Below are 16,961 nucleotides of genomic sequence, written 5' to 3' on the forward strand. Positions count from 1 at the left end.
CCACAATATTCGTACCTTTGCGGCTACTTTGGGAAATTGTAAACATAAACCAACGATTACTGAATGAAAACGATTAACCGCATTATCTGCTCTCTGCTGCTTGCCGGTGCATGCAGTCTGGGTGCAGTAGCACAAGAGAATCAATCTTATTTTCTGCATACTATCGAGAAAGGACAAAGTCTTTATTCCATCGCCAGCATGTACGGCGTCAGCCAGTCGGACATCATCAAACTGAACCCCGGCAGTGACGAGAAAATATTCATCGGACACACGTTGCGTATCCCACGCAGTGCCGCCAACGCACAAAAAGAAACATACCACACCATCGCATCCGGCGAGACCCTCTACCGGCTGACCGTGAAATACAATGTATCCGCCAAAGCCATCTGTGACGCCAACCCGGGACTGAGCGCCGAGAATTTCCGTATCGGACAAGTAATCCGCATACCTTCCACAACCGAGGCCGAAACCATGGCCCCGACCGAGACACTAAGCAACAACACGGTGATTGCCAACAACAATATTCCCGGTCCCGTAGAGTCACGCTGCCGCGACATGCACAAGGTGAAACGGAAAGAAACCGTATTCAGCATCAGCCGTGAATACGGCATCAGCGAAGCCGAGCTGATTGCTGCCAATCCGGAGCTGAAAGGCGAAAACAAAATAAAGAAGGGAACCTTCCTCTGCATCCCCTATCCCAAGGCACAGACGGAGCAAAGCACGCAGTTGCAGGCAACGCCTACCGACAGCGAGCTGTTTCGCGAAAACAGAAAAGAGACAGAGCGTTTCAGCACCATCAAGCTGCCGTCATCCTCCCCTTCCTGGACGGGGTATCGAAGAGCGAGTCCTCCCGTATGGTGGAATACTACGAAGGCCTGCTGATGGCCGTAGACAGTCTGAAACGTACCGGTACTTCCATCGACTTGTACACTTACAACTCGGGCCCCGAAAGTGCCTCGCTGAACTCCATCCTGGGTAAAAGCGAGATGAAGGACATGGATATCATCTTCGGGCCTCTGTACCAACAGCACATCAAGCCGCTGGCCGAGTTTGCCAAGAAACAAGACACACGCCTGGTGATACCATTCACATCGAAAGACAACACGGTATTCCAGAACCCGGCGGTCTATCAGATAAATACTCCCCAATCCTATCTGTATTCCGAGGTGTACGACCACTTTGTGCGCCAGTTCCCCAACGCCAACGTCATCTTCATTGAAGCCAGCCAGGGCGCCAAGGACAAGGCAGAATTCATCAAGGGACTGAAAGACGAACTGCGCAACCGTTCCATCCCGATGAAGAGCCTGAAAGAGAATGTCACCGCAGAATCCCTGAAAACGGTATTACGCACGGACCGCGAGAATATCTTCATCCCCACATCCGGCAGCAACCTGACATTGATCAAGATACTTCCCCAACTGACACTGCTGGTGCGCGAGCAGCCCGAAAGCCGTGTCCACTTGTTCGGCTATCCGGAGTGGCAGACCTACACCAAAGACCACCTGGAAGCCTTCTTCGAACTGGACACCTATTTCTATTCCTCTTTCTATACCAACAACCTGCTTCCTGCCGCCATCAACTTCACCAAGAGCTACCGCAGATGGTATGGCAAGGAGATGGACGAGCGCTATCCCAAATTCGGAATGCTGGGCTTCGACACCGGCTATTTCTTCCTGAAAGGACTGGCACGCTACGGCTCGTCCTTCAAGAAGAACATGCAAGGACTGGATTTGATTCCCATCCAGACCGGCTTCAAGTTCCAACGGGTAAACAACTGGGGGGGCTTCATCAACAAGAAGGTGTTTTTTGTGCACTTCACCAAGAATTTTGAGCTGGTGAAGCTGGACTTTGATTAGGGGTTAGGGATTAAGGATTAGGGATTAATCATCTGAGACTCCACTATATAACTATTAACTTGTAACTCGTAACTTGTAACTTATAACATGAACCTGAGAACAATCATCATATTCGCCCTGCTGGTGTGTGCATGTGTATTGCCCCTGCATGCACAGGTGGGCGAGCAACGCCACAACTTCGCTGTCGGTGTCAATGGAGGCATCAATCTGAATAGCGTAAGCTTCTCTCCCTCTGTCAAGCAGAAGAATCTGATGGGCATCAACGGCGGTGTGACAGCCCGATACATCTCCGAGAAATATTTCAGTATGATTTGCGGTGCACAAATTGAGCTGAACTTCTCGCAGCACGGTTGGGACGAGTACTACGAAGACTATCCCACACTGAGCTACACCCGCACCATGAACTATGTGGAAATACCCTTCCTGGCACATCTGGCATTCGGCAAGGAACGCGGTCTGCAATTCTTCATCCATGCCGGTCCACAGATAGGTTTCCTGCTTGGCGACAGTGAAAAGATAGACGGTGACTGGGACGGCACTGTAGCAGACTCCTACACCAACATCACCGTAGAACAGCACGGCAAGGCCATAGACAACAAATTCGACTATGGCATTGCAGGCGGAGCAGGCATAGAGCTGCGCACCAAGGCAGGCAATTTCATTGTAGAAGGAAGATACTACTATGCTTTGTCCGATTTCTATGGCAGCACCAAGAAGGACTTTTTCTCACGCTCCGCACACGGAGTCATTACGGCCAAGATAACTTATCTGTTCGACTTGAAGAAGTAATGCCTATAGGAAACACCCGCTTCCACACGTAGGGAACGACAATTTCCTCTAATGGGGGAAGGACTGCCCCCCAAGCGGAAACAATAAAAAAGGCAGACCACATATCTCGAATGAAATACGTGGTCTGCCTTTTGTTATTTATCAAGTAGATAAACCTTCTCTTATCTTCTTAGACGGTCTGCCGCCTTCACCATCACCTCATCTTTATAGATGGCACGGAAGGCCAGATAGTTGAGGATGATGGCCACCACCGGAAGGCAAAGAGCCCATCCGAGCTGGAAAGCCGTTGCATCCAAATCGCCCTTCAAAACAAACATAAATACGCAGAAGGCTATGTAGTAGCCTATCAGGAGAATGCTGCTGAAAATCGTCATGCGTATTTGCAACATACGGTTACGGAAAAGGAATATCGTGCAGAAGGCAATAAGCGCACTGAGCAACAATATTCCGAACAAGCCCCAAGTAGACTGAAATCCTCCGTCGGCCAAAGCCACTCCCAGAGGTTTGAAAACATGCGCCGTCACTCCGTCCGCTCCGATGAACTGTCCTACAGGCATACAGATTGCCACAACCAGCAGGACGGTTACCAACAACAAATAAACAGATTGAATACGTTGTATCATTACTGCAGTTTTTCTTTTTCCTTAGCCGGGTTACGATAGTAAATCTTGCCCTCCACATACTCTTGTGTTGCAATCAATGTCGGCTTCGGCAGTTTTTCGTAATAGCGGGAAATTTCAATCTGTTCCCGGTTTTCGAACACTTCTTCCAGATTGTCATTGTAAGAGGCAAACTCAGCAAGCTTTTTGGAAAGGTCGTTCTTGATTTCCACACTAATCTGGTTGGCACGTTTTCCGATAATCGCTACGCTTTCGTATACATTACCGGTATCCTCACACAACTCCATCATATCACGGGTCACCGTAGTAGTAGGAGCATTTGTCTTTCTGTAATCCATAAATTTATCTATTGTATTAATTACAAATTATTAATTACTAAATTACTCTTGTTCTTCGCCTCCCTCGCCCAGCATTTTCTGTGCCTCCTTGAAGATTCGGTCGGCTTCCTTCGTATACTTGCTTTCAGGGAATTCGTTTTTAAAGGCATAACATTCATCTACCGCTTCACGGTAACGTTCGGCTCTTTTATCTTCCACACTATATACTGCCAATTCATACTTGGCACGCAAGATAAGAATGGACAAGTCTTCACGCAGATTGGTATAAGGGTAATCTTTCAAGGCATTCTGAGCGGTGATGACGCAAGCCTGATAATTGTTGCCCAGATAATTACCCATGTTATAGTAAAGCTTTGCAGACAGATACTCTTTCATTACCAGCTTGTCCTGCAAGGCAAATATCATGTTCTGCGCTTCCTCTTTCTTGGAACTTTGCGGGAAGTATTCCATAAACATCTGCAATTGCTGGATGGCGCTATACGTGCCGGATTGGTCCAAACGCGGCTCCGGAGTATCCAGATACAAGGCCTTGCCAGCGTGGAAACGTGCCAATTCGGCGAATGTACCGCGGGGATAAACGTTGTAGTATTGGATGAAAGTCTGTGCAGCAGTCTGATAATCCTTTTGGTTATAGTAACTCATGCCCAGCATATAGAGGGATTCCTCCGCTTTATCAGTACCTTTGAGAATGGCAATCAATTCGTTGAGCAAAGTAGCAGCACGATTGTACTGACCTTTTGCGAAGTAATTTTTTGCCGCTTCGTACTTGTATTCGTAATCTGTGCTTTTCAGCAATTTGTTGTATTCTCCACACGAGGAGAGCAGCAATGCTGCAAGCAGAGTTATTAGGATATTCTTCTTCATTACTTTTGTTCAAATAATGCGCAAAGATAGGGGTTCGCATCGAATAAAGCAACGATACGAGCCTTAATTTTTCAAAAACCAGACGAACGGGCAGGAATTAGGGATGAACGGGGGGGAAGGAGGGATGAGGGATTAAGGATTAGGGATTAGTGGCTGTGCTATCAACCTGCATAGTCCTCATCCTTCATCCTTAATCCCTAATCCTTTTCACAGTTTATAGAGTTCGCTTGCCGCCAGCAAATCGACCTTTTTTTCTGTCAATACACGGATACAGTTATCCATGTCGTTGGGACGGATGATGACATTGGCCGTTTCACCATTGGCAAAGGAATACATGTACTCGATGAACACGCCTTCATCGGAGAGGAAACGGAGCACTTTCGCCAATGAGCCGGGGATGTTGGGACAACTGATGCCTACCACATCCGTTATATTCACAGCGAAGTGATTGTCTTTCAAAGCCTTATAAGCTTTGTCCGGTTCGGAAACAATGCCACGAAGGATGCCGAAATCGGCATTCTCTGCAATACATAGAGCAGAAAGGTTGACACCTTCTTTTGCAAGAACTTCAGTCACCTCTGTGAGGCGACCGGACTTGTTCTCCAGAAAAATGGAAAGTTGTTTTGCTACCATAGGTTTATTTACGATTTGACGATTTACTATTTACCATGTACAATGTACAATGTACAATTTGGCGATTTACAATTTGCGGTTGTCGATGACGCGCTTGGCTTTGCCTACGCTGCGCTCAATACTGCGTGGTTCTACCAGACGGACATCTACGCCGAGACCGAGTACGCTCTGCAGGCGGGCCACAAGCTTCTTCTTCAGAGCCAGCATCTTGTTGATTTCATCGGAATAGTATTCGGGACGAACTTCAACCTGCAACTCCATGGTGTCGGTATTGTTCTTACGGTCTACCAGCAAGAGGTAGTGAGGCTCGAACTCCGGCATTTCGAGGATGACGGACTCTATCTGCGTGGGGAACACATTGACACCACGGATAATCAGCATGTCGTCGCTACGTCCCAAGATGCGGTCCATACGAACCAGTGTACGTCCGCAGGGGCACTTGTCGTAGTGCAGGGCGGTGAGGTCCTTGGTGCGGTAGCGCAACAGCGGCATACCCTCTTTGGTAAGGTGGGTGAACACCAATTCGCCGGTCTGGCCGGGAGCAACCGGCTCAAGGGTCTTCGGGTCTACAATCTCGGGGAAGTAATGGTCTTCGTTGAGGTGGGTACCGTGCTGGCACTCGCATTCGTAACCCACACCGGGACCGGCAATCTCGCTCAGTCCGTAGATGTCGAATGCCTTGATGCCCAGTTTGGTTTCGATGTCACGACGCATGTTCTCGGTCCACGGCTCGGCGCCGAAGGCTCCCACTTTCAGCTTGAACTCTTCGCGGGGAAAACCGGAGTCCTTGATGGCATCTGCCAGATAGAGGGCGTATGATGGCGTGCAGCAAAGTACGGTAGAACCGAAATCATGCATCAGTGTAATCTGCTTCTCCGTATTGCCGCTGGACATCGGGATGACGGAAGCGCCGATATTCTCGCACCGGCATGCGCACCCAGTCCGCCAGTGAAAAGTCCGTAACCGTAGGACACCTGGAAAATATCCGAGCTGCCGGCGCCATAGGCGGTGAAGGCGCGTGAAAGGCATTCGGACCATGCCGAAAGGTCTTTCCGGGTATAGCCTACCACAGTGGGCTTTCCGGTAGTGCCGGAGGAGGCATGAATACGCACAATCTGGCTCATAGGTACGGCACAGAGGCCGAAGGGATAATTGTCCCGCAAGTCGTACTTGGTGGTAAAAGGCAGTTTTACAATATCATCTATACTGTTTATGTCATCGGGAGTAATTCCCAGTTCCTGCATTTTCTTACGGTAAAAAGGAGTGTCATGATACACACGCTCCACAGTCTTTTTGAGACGGATGCTCTGGATTTTACGAAGGCTTTCGCGGTCCATGCATTCGATGCTTTCATTCCAAATCATGTTCTTCGTTGTATTACAAAATTAATATCTATTATTCTTTCTCTATTATCCACCGTTCAATATTACGTGTTTCGGAACTGAAGTTCACACCTATTTTGAACAACGGTCGCCCGTCTGCTTCAAAAGGCTGCGCATAGTGCTTCTCATTGATTTGCTCCAAGGCTTCTTCGGCAGTCCCCTCCAGCTTGAACTCCATCACGTAGATGAACTTGTCCGTCTGCAAGACAAGGTCGGCACGGCCTTCACTGGTGTGATACTCTACTTTTGTATAGAATCCCACCAACTTGAATACGATAAAAAGCACATTCTGATAATGGAGTTCCAAGTCACGCACCAGCTCATAGGGAGTGTCGGCAAAGAAGCTCTGAAGACGTCGGAAAAATGAGTCGCAGTCTCCGATACGTACTTCATGAACAAATTTCTGTATCTCAAAAGGAGCCTCCACTTTATTGGTATGGGCATAAAAAGGCAGCAGAAACCGGATAAACCCCTCTTCCACTTCACGGTTCGGGAAGCCTAACCTATATATGCCGAATTCTTCCTCATATCCCTTGACCGTGAGATACCCGCTCTGGTAAATCATCGGAATGGGATTGGTTGATTCGGAATCAATGCTGTTCAGGACCTGGGCGTCTGTTTCTTCATAAGCCAAACGTTCGAGGTTATAATGATGTTTCTTCAGCAGTTTCACAAGGTAGGTCGGCGTTCCGGTCTCGAACCAGTAGCTGCCGAACTCCTTACGCTTAAAAGCATTGAGCAGGCTGAAGGGATTGTAAATGCCAATGGAATTGTGCGTGAAGTGATAGCCATCGTAATACTCGCGCAATTTGTCACGGAACCGTTCGTAGGTCATGCCCTGTGCATCGGCAAATTCGTGCATCTCCGCCTCCAGGTTTTCGTGCAAGTCCTGCTCGCTGATGCCACAGATATCGATGTACTTGTTCCACATCGAAATATCATCCAGATTGTTCAAATCACTGAACACACTGATTTTTCCAAACTTGGTGACTCCGGTGAGAAAAGCGAACCTGATGCAGCCGTCCATCGTCTTCAATGCGCCGTAGAAAGGCTTCAGCGTATTGCGGAATTCCTTCTGCAACTCCTCGTTGCCGATGGCTTGAAGCATGGGTTTGTCGTACTCATCCACAAGAATGACGACCCCTTGTCCCGTCTGCTCGCAGGCACGTTCTATGATACCGGCAAAACGCAGTGAAAAAGAGCGTTCGGAAGCATCGGCACCATAGAGTTTTTCCCATTTGGAAAGGTTCTTTTCCAGGATGTCGTTCAGGCTTTCCGGTGTGTCATACCTTTCTATATTTAAATCCAGATGGAGAATGGGATGTTTTATCCAGTCCTTCTCCAGCTTCTCCATGGCCAACCCCTCAAAGAGTTCTTTCTTTCCCTGAAAATAAGCTTCAAAGGTAGAAATCAGCAAACTCTTGCCAAAACGTCGGGGGCGACTCAAGAAATAGTAGCTGCCGGTCCGAGCCAGTTGATGGACCAATGCGGTCTTATCAACATAAAAATAGCCGGCCTTACGAATCTTCTCGAAGTTCTGGATACCGATAGGATAAATTTTGTTGCTCATACTCTTTCACTCTTTTAGGATGGCAGAACAAAGACAAACGCTACAGTTCGCTATGTTTTGAATCAATATAGTTGCAAAGTAAACAAAAAAATTTTGTTTATCTCAAAGATTTTACCGAATATTGCCACTCCTAAGAAGAGAAAATGAACAAATTCGAACTGACATCCGCCTACCAGCCCACCGGTGACCAGCCGGAGGCCATCGCACAGCTGACCGAGGGCGTGCGCGAGGGACTTCCCGCACAGACACTGCTCGGTGTCACCGGATCCGGAAAGACATTCACCATAGCCAACGTCATTGCCAACATCAACAAGCCAACGCTGATATTGAGCCACAACAAGACGCTGGCCGCCCAGTTGTACAGCGAGTTCAAGGGATTCTTCCCGAACAACGCCGTGGAATACTATGTGTCCTACTACGACTACTATCAGCCCGAAGCCTATCTGCCATCATCGGACACCTATATAGAAAAAGACCTCGCCATCAACGACGAGATAGACAAGTTGCGCCTTGCCGCCACCTCTGCCCTGCTTTCGGGCAGGAAAGACGTAGTGGTGGTATCCTCCGTTTCGTGCATCTACGGCATGGGGAACCCGGCAGACTTCTACAACAACGTCATCGAAGTGCAGCAAGGCAAGAGTTTCAGTCGTAATGTCTTCCTGCGACGCCTGGTGGACAGTCTTTACGTACGCAACGACATTGACCTGAACCGCGGCAATTTCCGCGTGAAAGGCGATACGGTGGACATTTATCTGGCTTATGCCGACAACCTGCTGCGCGTCACCTTTTGGGGAGACGAGGTAGACAGCATTGAGGAAGTGGACCCTATGAGTGGCGTCACCGTCGCCCAGTTCGATGCCTACAAGATTTATCCCGCCAACCTCTTCATGACCACCAAGGAAGCCACGTTGCGTGCCATACACCAGATAGAGGACGACCTTCACAAGCAGGTGCAATGGTTTGAAAACGAAGGCCGCCCATTCGAGGCCAAACGCTTGCAGGAACGGGTGACCTACGATATGGAAATGATACGCGAATTGGGACATTGCTCCGGCATTGAGAATTATTCGCGCTACTTTGACGGGCGTGCTGCCGGTACCCGCCCCTACTGCCTGCTAGACTTCTTCCCCGAAGATTTCCTGATAGTCATTGACGAAAGCCACGTCAGCGTCCCGCAGATACGTGCCATGTACGGAGGTGACCGCGCCCGCAAGATAAACCTGGTGGAGTACGGATTCCGCCTGCCGGCAGCGATGGACAACCGCCCGCTGAAATTCGATGAATTCGAAGAGATGGCCAAACAAGTGATTTACGTCAGCGCCACACCGGCAGATTACGAACTGATGAAATCCGAAGGCATCGTAGTAGAGCAGGTCATCCGTCCGACCGGACTCTTGGATCCTATCATCCAGGTACGTCCCAGCCACAACCAGATAGACGACCTGATGGAAGAGATACAGCTGCGCATCGAGAAGAACGAGCGAACTCTCGTCACCACCCTCACCAAACGAATGGCTGAAGAACTGACGGAATATCTGCTGAACAACAACGTGAAGTGTAATTATATCCACAGCGACGTAGACACTTTGGAACGTGTGAAGATTATGGGTGACTTGCGCGAGGGCGTTTACGATGTACTTGTCGGTGTCAATCTGCTGCGTGAAGGCCTCGACCTGCCTGAAGTCTCTCTCGTTGCCATTCTCGATGCAGACAAGGAAGGTTTCCTCCGTTCCCACCGCTCACTGACACAGACTGCCGGACGTGCCGCCCGTAACGTGAACGGCATGGTCATCATGTATGCCGACAAAATAACGGACAGCATGCAACTGACCATCGACGAGACCAACCGCCGTCGCGAGAAGCAGTTGAAGTACAACGAAGAGCACGGCATCACGCCACAGCAAATCAAGAAAGCGAAGAACCTCAATGTGTTTGCCACCAACGAGGCTTCCGGCGAAGCGTCCTCAACGGCGAGAAATTCACTTCCAGCACTCCCCGCCCCTACGTGGAACAAGAAAGTACATCTACGATGGCTGCCGACCCGATAGTACAGTACATGAGCCGCAAGCAACTGGAAAAGAGTATCGAACGTACCAAGAAGCTTATGCAGGAAGCTGCCAAGAAACTCGATTTTATCGAAGCCGCACAGTATCGGGACGAGGTGCTGAAGATGGAGGAATTGCTGAAAGAAAAAGACGAATAAGGGATTTCACCTCTTTTTTTCAAACTATACTCCCCTCCTTTTGTTATTCTATGAAACAGAGTATTAATTCATAAAGACAAAAGCGAGATGAATAAACCAATAAAGACAATAGCTGTTGCACTGGCTGCCATAGCCGCCATGAGTGTGCAACAAACAGAAGCGTGTACCCGAGCCACCTACATCGGTCCTGACAATACAGTCATTACGGGACGTACGATGGACTGGAAAGAAGACCTTATGAGTAACATCTATGTATTCCCACGAGGCATGCAAAGGGCAGGCTATAACAAAGGGAATACAGTGAACTGGACTTCCAAGTACGGTAGCGTCATTGCCGCCGGTTATGACATAGGTACCTGCGACGGTATGAACGAGAAAGGTCTGGTTGCCAGCCTGCTCTTCCTTCCGGAGTCCGTTTACCACCGCCCGGGAGACAACCGCCCGATTATGGGCATCAGCATCTGGACGCAATACGTACTCGACAATTTTGCAACCGTACGCGAAGCTGTGGATGAACTGAAAAAAGAATCCTTCCGCATTGATGCGCCAGACCTGCCCAACGGAGCCGCTTCCACCCTGCATCTGGCCATCACAGATGAAACCGGAAACACGGCTGTCCTGGAATACATAGACGGAAACCTTGAGATACATGAAGGCAAGCAGTATCAAGTAATGACCAACTCTCCCAAATATGAACTCCAGCTGGCTATCAACGACTATTGGAAAGAGGTAGGCGGACTGAATATGTTGCCGGGAACCAACCGCTCCAGTGACCGCTTTGTACGCGCATCGTTCTACATCAATGCCATTCCGCAAACAGCGGATGCAAAGATTGCCGTACCCAGTGTATTGAGCGTAATGCGCAATGTTTCTGTACCGTTCGGTATCACCACACCGGACAAGCCCCATATCTCCTCCACCCGTTGGCGTTCTGTATCCGACAGAAGAACAAAGTATATTATTTTGAGTCCACACTGACCCCTAACTTGTTCTGGCTCGACCTGAAGAAAATCGATTTTAGCCCGAATGCAGGAATCAAGAAACTCTCACTGACAAACGGAGAAATCTATGCCGGAGATGCCATAAAGGATTTGAAAGACAGCAAAGGATTTGTATTTCTTTTCCAGACGCCGGTAATGTAGCACAGCCCCTACACATAGCCCCTCAATAATGGATGCTTCCCGCTTTTTTCTATAAGAGAAAGCAGGGAAGCATTTATTTTTCTCATTATTTTTATGTACGTTTGCAGATACATACTCAATGCAGCAAATTACATGGAATTATTAGTATACAAAGCCTCCGCCGGCTCAGGCAAGACCTTTACGCTGGCTGTGGAATACATCAAGCATTTGATAATCAATCCACACGCCTACCGGCAGATACTTGCCGTAACCTTCACCAACAAGGCTACGGCAGAGATGAAGGAGCGCATACTGACACAGCTTTACGGTATCTGGAAGGGAGAACCCACATCCAAAGCGTATCTGGAAAGGATTAAGGATGAAGGATTAAGGATAAAAGATGAAAAGGCGAGAAACGGAAACAATCGGTTGTTGACGGACGGGGAGATTCGTCAACGGGCCGGCATGGCATTGCAATACATGCTGCATGACTACAGCCGTTTCCGCGTGGAAACCATCGACTCCTTTTTTCAATCCGTGATGCGCAACCTTGCCCGCGAACTGGAGCTGAGTCCCAACCTGAACATAGAGCTGAACAACAGTGAAGTGCTGAGTGATGCCGTAGACAGCCTCATCGAGAAGCTTACCCCCACTTCTCCCGTGCTGGCATGGCTGCTGGACTACATCGACGAGCGCATCCGCGACGACAAACGCTGGAACGTATCGAACGAGGTGAAAAGTTTCGGACGAAACATCTTCGATGAAAGCTACATAGAACGCGGCGAAAAACTACGGCAATGCCTTCGTACTCCGAACACGTTGAAACTCTACCGGGATGTGCTGCGCGATATGGAAACCGAGGCTCTGGAACAGATGAAAAGTTTCTACGACCAGTTTGAAGGCGAACTGGAAGGGCATGCCCTCACTCCCGAAGACTTGAAAGGAGGTGCCCGAGGCATCGGCAGTTACTTCCGCAAACTGCGCGACGGCAGACTGTCTGACAAGGATGTGCTGAACGCCACCCTGCAAAACAGCCTGGCAGATGCAAAAAACTGGGCAACGAAAACATCCTCACGGAAGGATGACATCATCCGTCTGGCAGAAACCAGTCTGATGCCTCTACTGCAGGAAGCCGAAAGAATGCGTCCGCAACGCAACCGTACCCTGAACAGTTGCCGTCTCTCGCTGCAGCACCTCAACAAACTACAACTCCTCAACCATATCGACGAAGAGGTACGTACGCTGAACCGGGAACATAACCGCTTTCTACTTTCGGACACCAACGCCCTGCTGCACAAATTGGTGCGCGAGGGTGACTCTTCGTTCGTCTTCGAGAAAATCGGTGCCAACATACGCAACGTCATGATTGACGAATTCCAGGACACCAGCCGCATGCAGTGGGACAACTTCCGTCTGCTGTTGCTCGAAGGACTTTCGCAAGGAGCCGACAGCCTGATTGTGGGAGATGTGAAGCAGTCCATCTACCGCTGGCGGAACGGGGACTGGGGAATACTGAACAGCTTGTTTAATGAAGAATTAAGAATGAAGAATGAAGAATCAGGCTGCGCTGTATCATCGCATGGCAATTCTTCATTCTTCATTCCTCATTCTTCATTAAACAACTTTCCCATCCGTGTGGAAACCCTGAAAACAAACCGGCGTAGCGAAACCAACATTATCCGTTTCAACAACCAGGTATTTACCGCTGCCATAGACTACCTCAATGCGCTACACCTGAACGAACTGAAAGAGGATTGCCTACCCCTGAAACGCGCTTATGCCGACGTAGTGCAGGAATCGCCCAAGAGCACGGAGTACGGCTACGTAAAAGCCACCTTCCTTGAACCGGACGATGAACACAACTATACGGAGCAGACCCTTCTCGCTTTAGGAGAAGAAGTGCAACGGCTGCTGGAAGAGGGCGTAACACTGAATGACATCACCATCCTTGTCCGCAAGAACAAGAATATCCCGCCGATAGCCGACTATTTTGACAAAGAACTGCATCTCTCTGTCGTGTCCGACGAAGCTTTCCGTCTGGATGCCTCCCTTGCCATCTGCATGCTGATGGATGCCCTGCGCTGCCTGTCGAATCCGGAAAACAAGATTGCGGAGACTGCGCTGATGGAGAATTACAAATTACAAATGACAAATGACGAGCAGCCGGGATTCACAACAGCCACTCCCCTGCCCGAAGCCTTTACCTCCCGACGGGAAACGCTGCGCCTGATGCCTTTGTATGAGTTACTGGAAGAACTGTTCAGCATCTTCGGCATGAGCCGTATTGAAAAGCAGGATGCCTACCTCTTCTCCTTCTTCGATGCTGTGACGGAGTATCTGCAAAGCAATTCTTCAGAACTGGACAGCTTCATCCGCTACTGGGACGAAACCCTTTGCAGCAAAACCATCCCCAGCGGTGAGATGGACGGCATACGCATTCTCTCCATCCACAAGTCCAAAGGACTGGAATTCCATACCGTACTAATTCCCTTCTGCGACTGGAAGCTGGAGAACGAAACCAACAACCAGCTGGTGTGGTGCGTCCCACCGGAAGAGCCTTATAATGCCATCAGCTTAGTACCGGTGAACTATTCCACCACCATGGCGGAATCCATATACCGGCAGGACTATCTGCACGAACGTCTTCAGCTGTGGGTGGACAATCTGAATCTGCTGTACGTAGCCTTTACCCGTGCCGGCAAGAACCTCATCCTCTGGAGCCGGAAGGAACAGAAGGGAACCATGTCCGAACTCCTTGCCAGCACCCTGCCCCGCATAGCCAAAGATGGAGCAGGCAGTTGGGACGAAGAGGCTTCCATATACGAGAACGGCAAGATTTGCCCTTCCCCCGTCCCCGTCTCACAGCATGACGCGGACAACCCTGCCAACAGACTTTCGCAAAAGCCGGTCAAACTGCCCGTCCACATGGAGAGTATGCTCCACGACATCGAATTCCGCCAATCCAACCGTTCGGCAGACTTCATCGCAGGAGTGGACGAAGCGGAATCCAGCCAACGGTTCATCAACCGGGGACGTTTGCTGCATACCCTATTCTCTGCCATCGAAACGGAAGAAGACATTGATAATGCCATCAGTCAACTCGTCTTTGAAGGTGTGATTGGACGGAGTGAAACGGAAGAAGAAATACGCGACCTCACCAAACGCGCTTTCTCCCTGCCCCAGGTCAAGGACTGGTATTCGGGAACATGGCAACTGTTCAATGAATGCGACATCATCTGGCAGGAGAACGGCGAACTGCGGACACGCCGTCCGGACCGAGTGATGATGCGTGGCGAAGAAATCGTAGTGGTGGACTTCAAGTTCGGAAAGCCGAACAAGAAGTACAACAAGCAAGTGCGTGACTATATGCAGCTGCTTGTCCGCATGGGATATCCGTCCGAAGGAATCAAAGGATACCTGTGGTATGTAGAAGAGAACAACATAGAGAGAATATAGCGTATGAGTGCAGGGATGAGAAAATACAGCGCACCCGTCATCGGCATTTGCCGTCACCGGCTGAAGACGGATGGAGAAGGCGTGACCACTCTGGTTGCTTTTCACGGCTGTCCGCTGCGATGCCGTTATTGCCTGAACCCGCAATGTCTGGAGAATGAAAGAGACTGGGAGCAATACGACTGCACTACACTCTACCACAAGACAAAGGTAGACGAACTCTATTTTCTTGCCACCCGAGGAGGTGTCACCTTCGGAGGTGGAGAGCCTTGTCTGCGGAGTGAGTTCATCGGCAATTTCCGACAATTGTGCGGAAAGAATTGGCTGCTGACAGTAGAAACATCGTTGAATGTCCCTCGGGAGCACACCGAGCGTCTGCTGCCGGTGATAAATCGCTATATTGTAGACATCAAGGATATGAATCCGGAAATTTACCACCGATATACGGGAAAAGTGAACGATGACGTACTGCGTAACCTCAGTTTACTGCAGGAACACGGACGGGCAGATTCTACGACCATACGTATCCCTCTCATCCCGGGCTATAATACGGAAGAAGACCGGGAAAAGAGTATGCGACAACTGAAGGCCCGGGGATTCTCCCACTTCGACTTATTTGATTACACCACTTCCAAAACACTGAAGCAATGAGTAAAGGAAAACAGACTTGCAGAATTTTGAAAGATATCCGCCGGCAGATTGCCGAAGCAAACGATATCGAGTACATTACCTCCGAGTGTCGCTACATGGGCGATTGTCTTGGCACATGTCCCAAATGTGAAGCTGAAGTGCGGTATCTCGAAGAGCAGCTGGAACAAAGGCGGATGAAGGGAAAGATGATTACTTTGACCGGCATATCTGCCGGAATGCTGTCAATGTTGCCATTGTCTGCAGCAGCACAAGAAATGCAGCCCACAGATTCAATAATCGTACAAACAACAGACAGTACAATTTCCGGCACCTCCGAAGAAGAAGACTTTGTGCTTCCCGGCGTTATAGAGACGATGCCGGAGTTTCGCAATGGAGGCATAGCGGGTCTCATGCATTTTTTAGAGAAAAACATCCGGTATCCTAATCCGGAACCAGGCATACAAGGGAGTGTCATATTGCAGTTTACCATAACAAAAGACGGGAGTGTAACCGATGCAAAAGTATTGAAGGGAATCCATCCACTATTTGATAAAGAAGCGCTAAGAGTGGTTAATTCCATGCCCCAATGGGTGCCGGGAATGATAAGGGGCAAAGCCATAGAGATGAAATACACACTCCCCATACACTTTAAGATACCCGATATACAAGTCCCTCAAGACAGTATCCTTGTAGAAAGCCTCATCAAGGACGAACAAGGGAGCCCCATTTCCGGTGCTTCTATCCTTGAAGACGAAGAACCTTTTGAGGGAGAAGTATTTGACACAATTCCCCAATTTCCTGGTAAAGGCAAACTTATGGAATTCTTGCAGCGCGAAATCAAGTATCCCGGCTATCCTGATACAACAGAAACCATACATTGCTGCATATACATCGGCGAAAACGGATATGTGGGTTTCGATGACATCTTCCCTTTTAATTTGATAAAAGACACCCTGCTGCTTAATGAATGCAAAAGAATTATGTCTATGATGCCCCGATGGCAGCCGGCTGTACAGGACGGCAAAAGGGTAAGAGTGGAACGCTGGTTCCGGATAACTTTAAAAATAGACAATACCCCTGATGAGGAGAACAAAGAAATCACCATCACTCCTCTCAACGAAACCGTGGCCGAACTGCCGGAAAACAAGAAAACATTTTTACATAATCTTCTAAAAGTAGAAATAAAAATGAACCGACCCATTTATCAAGGAGAGGCTGACTTGCCCGTTTTTGCCAAAGTACGATTCACAGTTGACGAAGAAGGCAACCTACTATATCCAACCATTATACGCGGAATTGACCCTTACCTCGACAAGAAAGCACTCGAAATAATCAACGGCAAATTACTCAAGCAAATGCCCCGTTGGAAACCTGCCACGCTGCGCGGAGAGAACATTGCAAGCAGCATTGTATTACCCATAAGATACATACTTATATACAAATAACTTGTTAACGGTAACAGGCTTTTATAGTAGAACAGAACTGATTTGCGAAAAGAAAAG

The 16,961-nt window shown here is 49.0% G+C and carries 9 protein-coding genes and 4 pseudogenes; 7 read left to right on the top strand and 6 right to left on the bottom strand.

Features of this window, described 5'->3' with window-relative positions; genetic code table 11:
* Positions 1-63 precede the first annotated feature (63 nt).
* Positions 64-1,856 (top strand): annotated as a pseudogene (locus JCM16496_RS08430) (LysM peptidoglycan-binding domain-containing protein).
* Positions 1,857-1,943: 87 nt separating this feature from the next.
* On the top strand, positions 1,944-2,645 hold the full coding sequence (locus JCM16496_RS08435; RefSeq protein WP_025833577.1) for a porin family protein: 702 nt from the start codon (positions 1,944-1,946) through the stop codon (positions 2,643-2,645).
* A 161-nt stretch (positions 2,646-2,806) separates the two neighbouring features.
* On the opposite strand, the gene JCM16496_RS08440 is transcribed toward JCM16496_RS08435, so the two are convergent.
* From JCM16496_RS08440 to JCM16496_RS08465, 6 genes and pseudogenes are all read right to left on the bottom strand, one after another.
* Positions 2,807-3,268, bottom strand: a complete 462-nt coding sequence (locus tag JCM16496_RS08440; RefSeq protein ID WP_025833579.1) for a DUF4293 domain-containing protein — start codon at positions 3,266-3,268, stop codon at positions 2,807-2,809.
* Positions 3,268-3,603: a DNA-directed RNA polymerase subunit omega gene (locus JCM16496_RS08445; RefSeq protein ID WP_005825356.1), complete on the bottom strand. Its 336-nt coding sequence runs from the start codon at positions 3,601-3,603 to the stop codon at positions 3,268-3,270. The genes JCM16496_RS08440 and JCM16496_RS08445 overlap by 1 nt, the downstream gene beginning before the upstream one ends.
* A gap of 42 nt (positions 3,604-3,645) precedes the next feature.
* On the bottom strand, positions 3,646-4,467 hold the full coding sequence (locus JCM16496_RS08450; RefSeq protein WP_025833584.1) for an outer membrane protein assembly factor BamD: 822 nt from the start codon (positions 4,465-4,467) through the stop codon (positions 3,646-3,648).
* Between the two features lie 207 nt (positions 4,468-4,674).
* Positions 4,675-5,100: an ACT domain-containing protein gene (locus tag JCM16496_RS08455; protein WP_025833586.1), complete on the bottom strand. Its 426-nt coding sequence runs from the start codon at positions 5,098-5,100 to the stop codon at positions 4,675-4,677.
* Positions 5,101-5,166: 66 nt separating this feature from the next.
* Positions 5,167-6,464, bottom strand: a pseudogene (locus JCM16496_RS08460) (phenylacetate--CoA ligase family protein).
* A 31-nt stretch (positions 6,465-6,495) separates the two neighbouring features.
* Positions 6,496-8,052: an ATP-binding protein gene (locus JCM16496_RS08465; RefSeq protein ID WP_025833589.1), complete on the bottom strand. Its 1,557-nt coding sequence runs from the start codon at positions 8,050-8,052 to the stop codon at positions 6,496-6,498.
* A gap of 143 nt (positions 8,053-8,195) precedes the next feature.
* Here JCM16496_RS08465 and uvrB point away from each other — a divergent pair.
* From uvrB to JCM16496_RS24900, 5 genes and pseudogenes are all read left to right on the top strand, one after another.
* A pseudogene (gene uvrB / locus JCM16496_RS08470) lies at positions 8,196-10,255 on the top strand (excinuclease ABC subunit UvrB).
* 87 nt (positions 10,256-10,342) lie between these two features.
* Positions 10,343-11,397, top strand: a pseudogene (locus JCM16496_RS08475) (linear amide C-N hydrolase).
* A gap of 132 nt (positions 11,398-11,529) precedes the next feature.
* Positions 11,530-14,832, top strand: coding sequence for a UvrD-helicase domain-containing protein (locus JCM16496_RS08480; RefSeq protein WP_025833591.1), 3,303 nt, complete (start codon positions 11,530-11,532; stop codon positions 14,830-14,832).
* A gap of 15 nt (positions 14,833-14,847) precedes the next feature.
* Positions 14,848-15,480 carry a radical SAM protein gene (locus JCM16496_RS08485; RefSeq protein ID WP_128809509.1) on the top strand — a complete coding sequence of 211 codons (633 nt, stop codon included), beginning with the start codon at positions 14,848-14,850 and terminating at the stop codon, positions 15,478-15,480.
* Positions 15,477-16,904 carry a TonB family protein gene (locus JCM16496_RS24900; RefSeq protein ID WP_025833595.1) on the top strand — a complete coding sequence of 476 codons (1,428 nt, stop codon included), beginning with the start codon at positions 15,477-15,479 and terminating at the stop codon, positions 16,902-16,904. The genes JCM16496_RS08485 and JCM16496_RS24900 overlap by 4 nt, the downstream gene beginning before the upstream one ends.
* Positions 16,905-16,961 lie beyond the last annotated feature (57 nt).

The sequence above is a fragment of the Bacteroides rodentium JCM 16496 genome, assembly GCF_000614125.1.
In the GTDB taxonomy this organism is placed as follows: domain Bacteria; phylum Bacteroidota; class Bacteroidia; order Bacteroidales; family Bacteroidaceae; genus Bacteroides; species Bacteroides rodentium.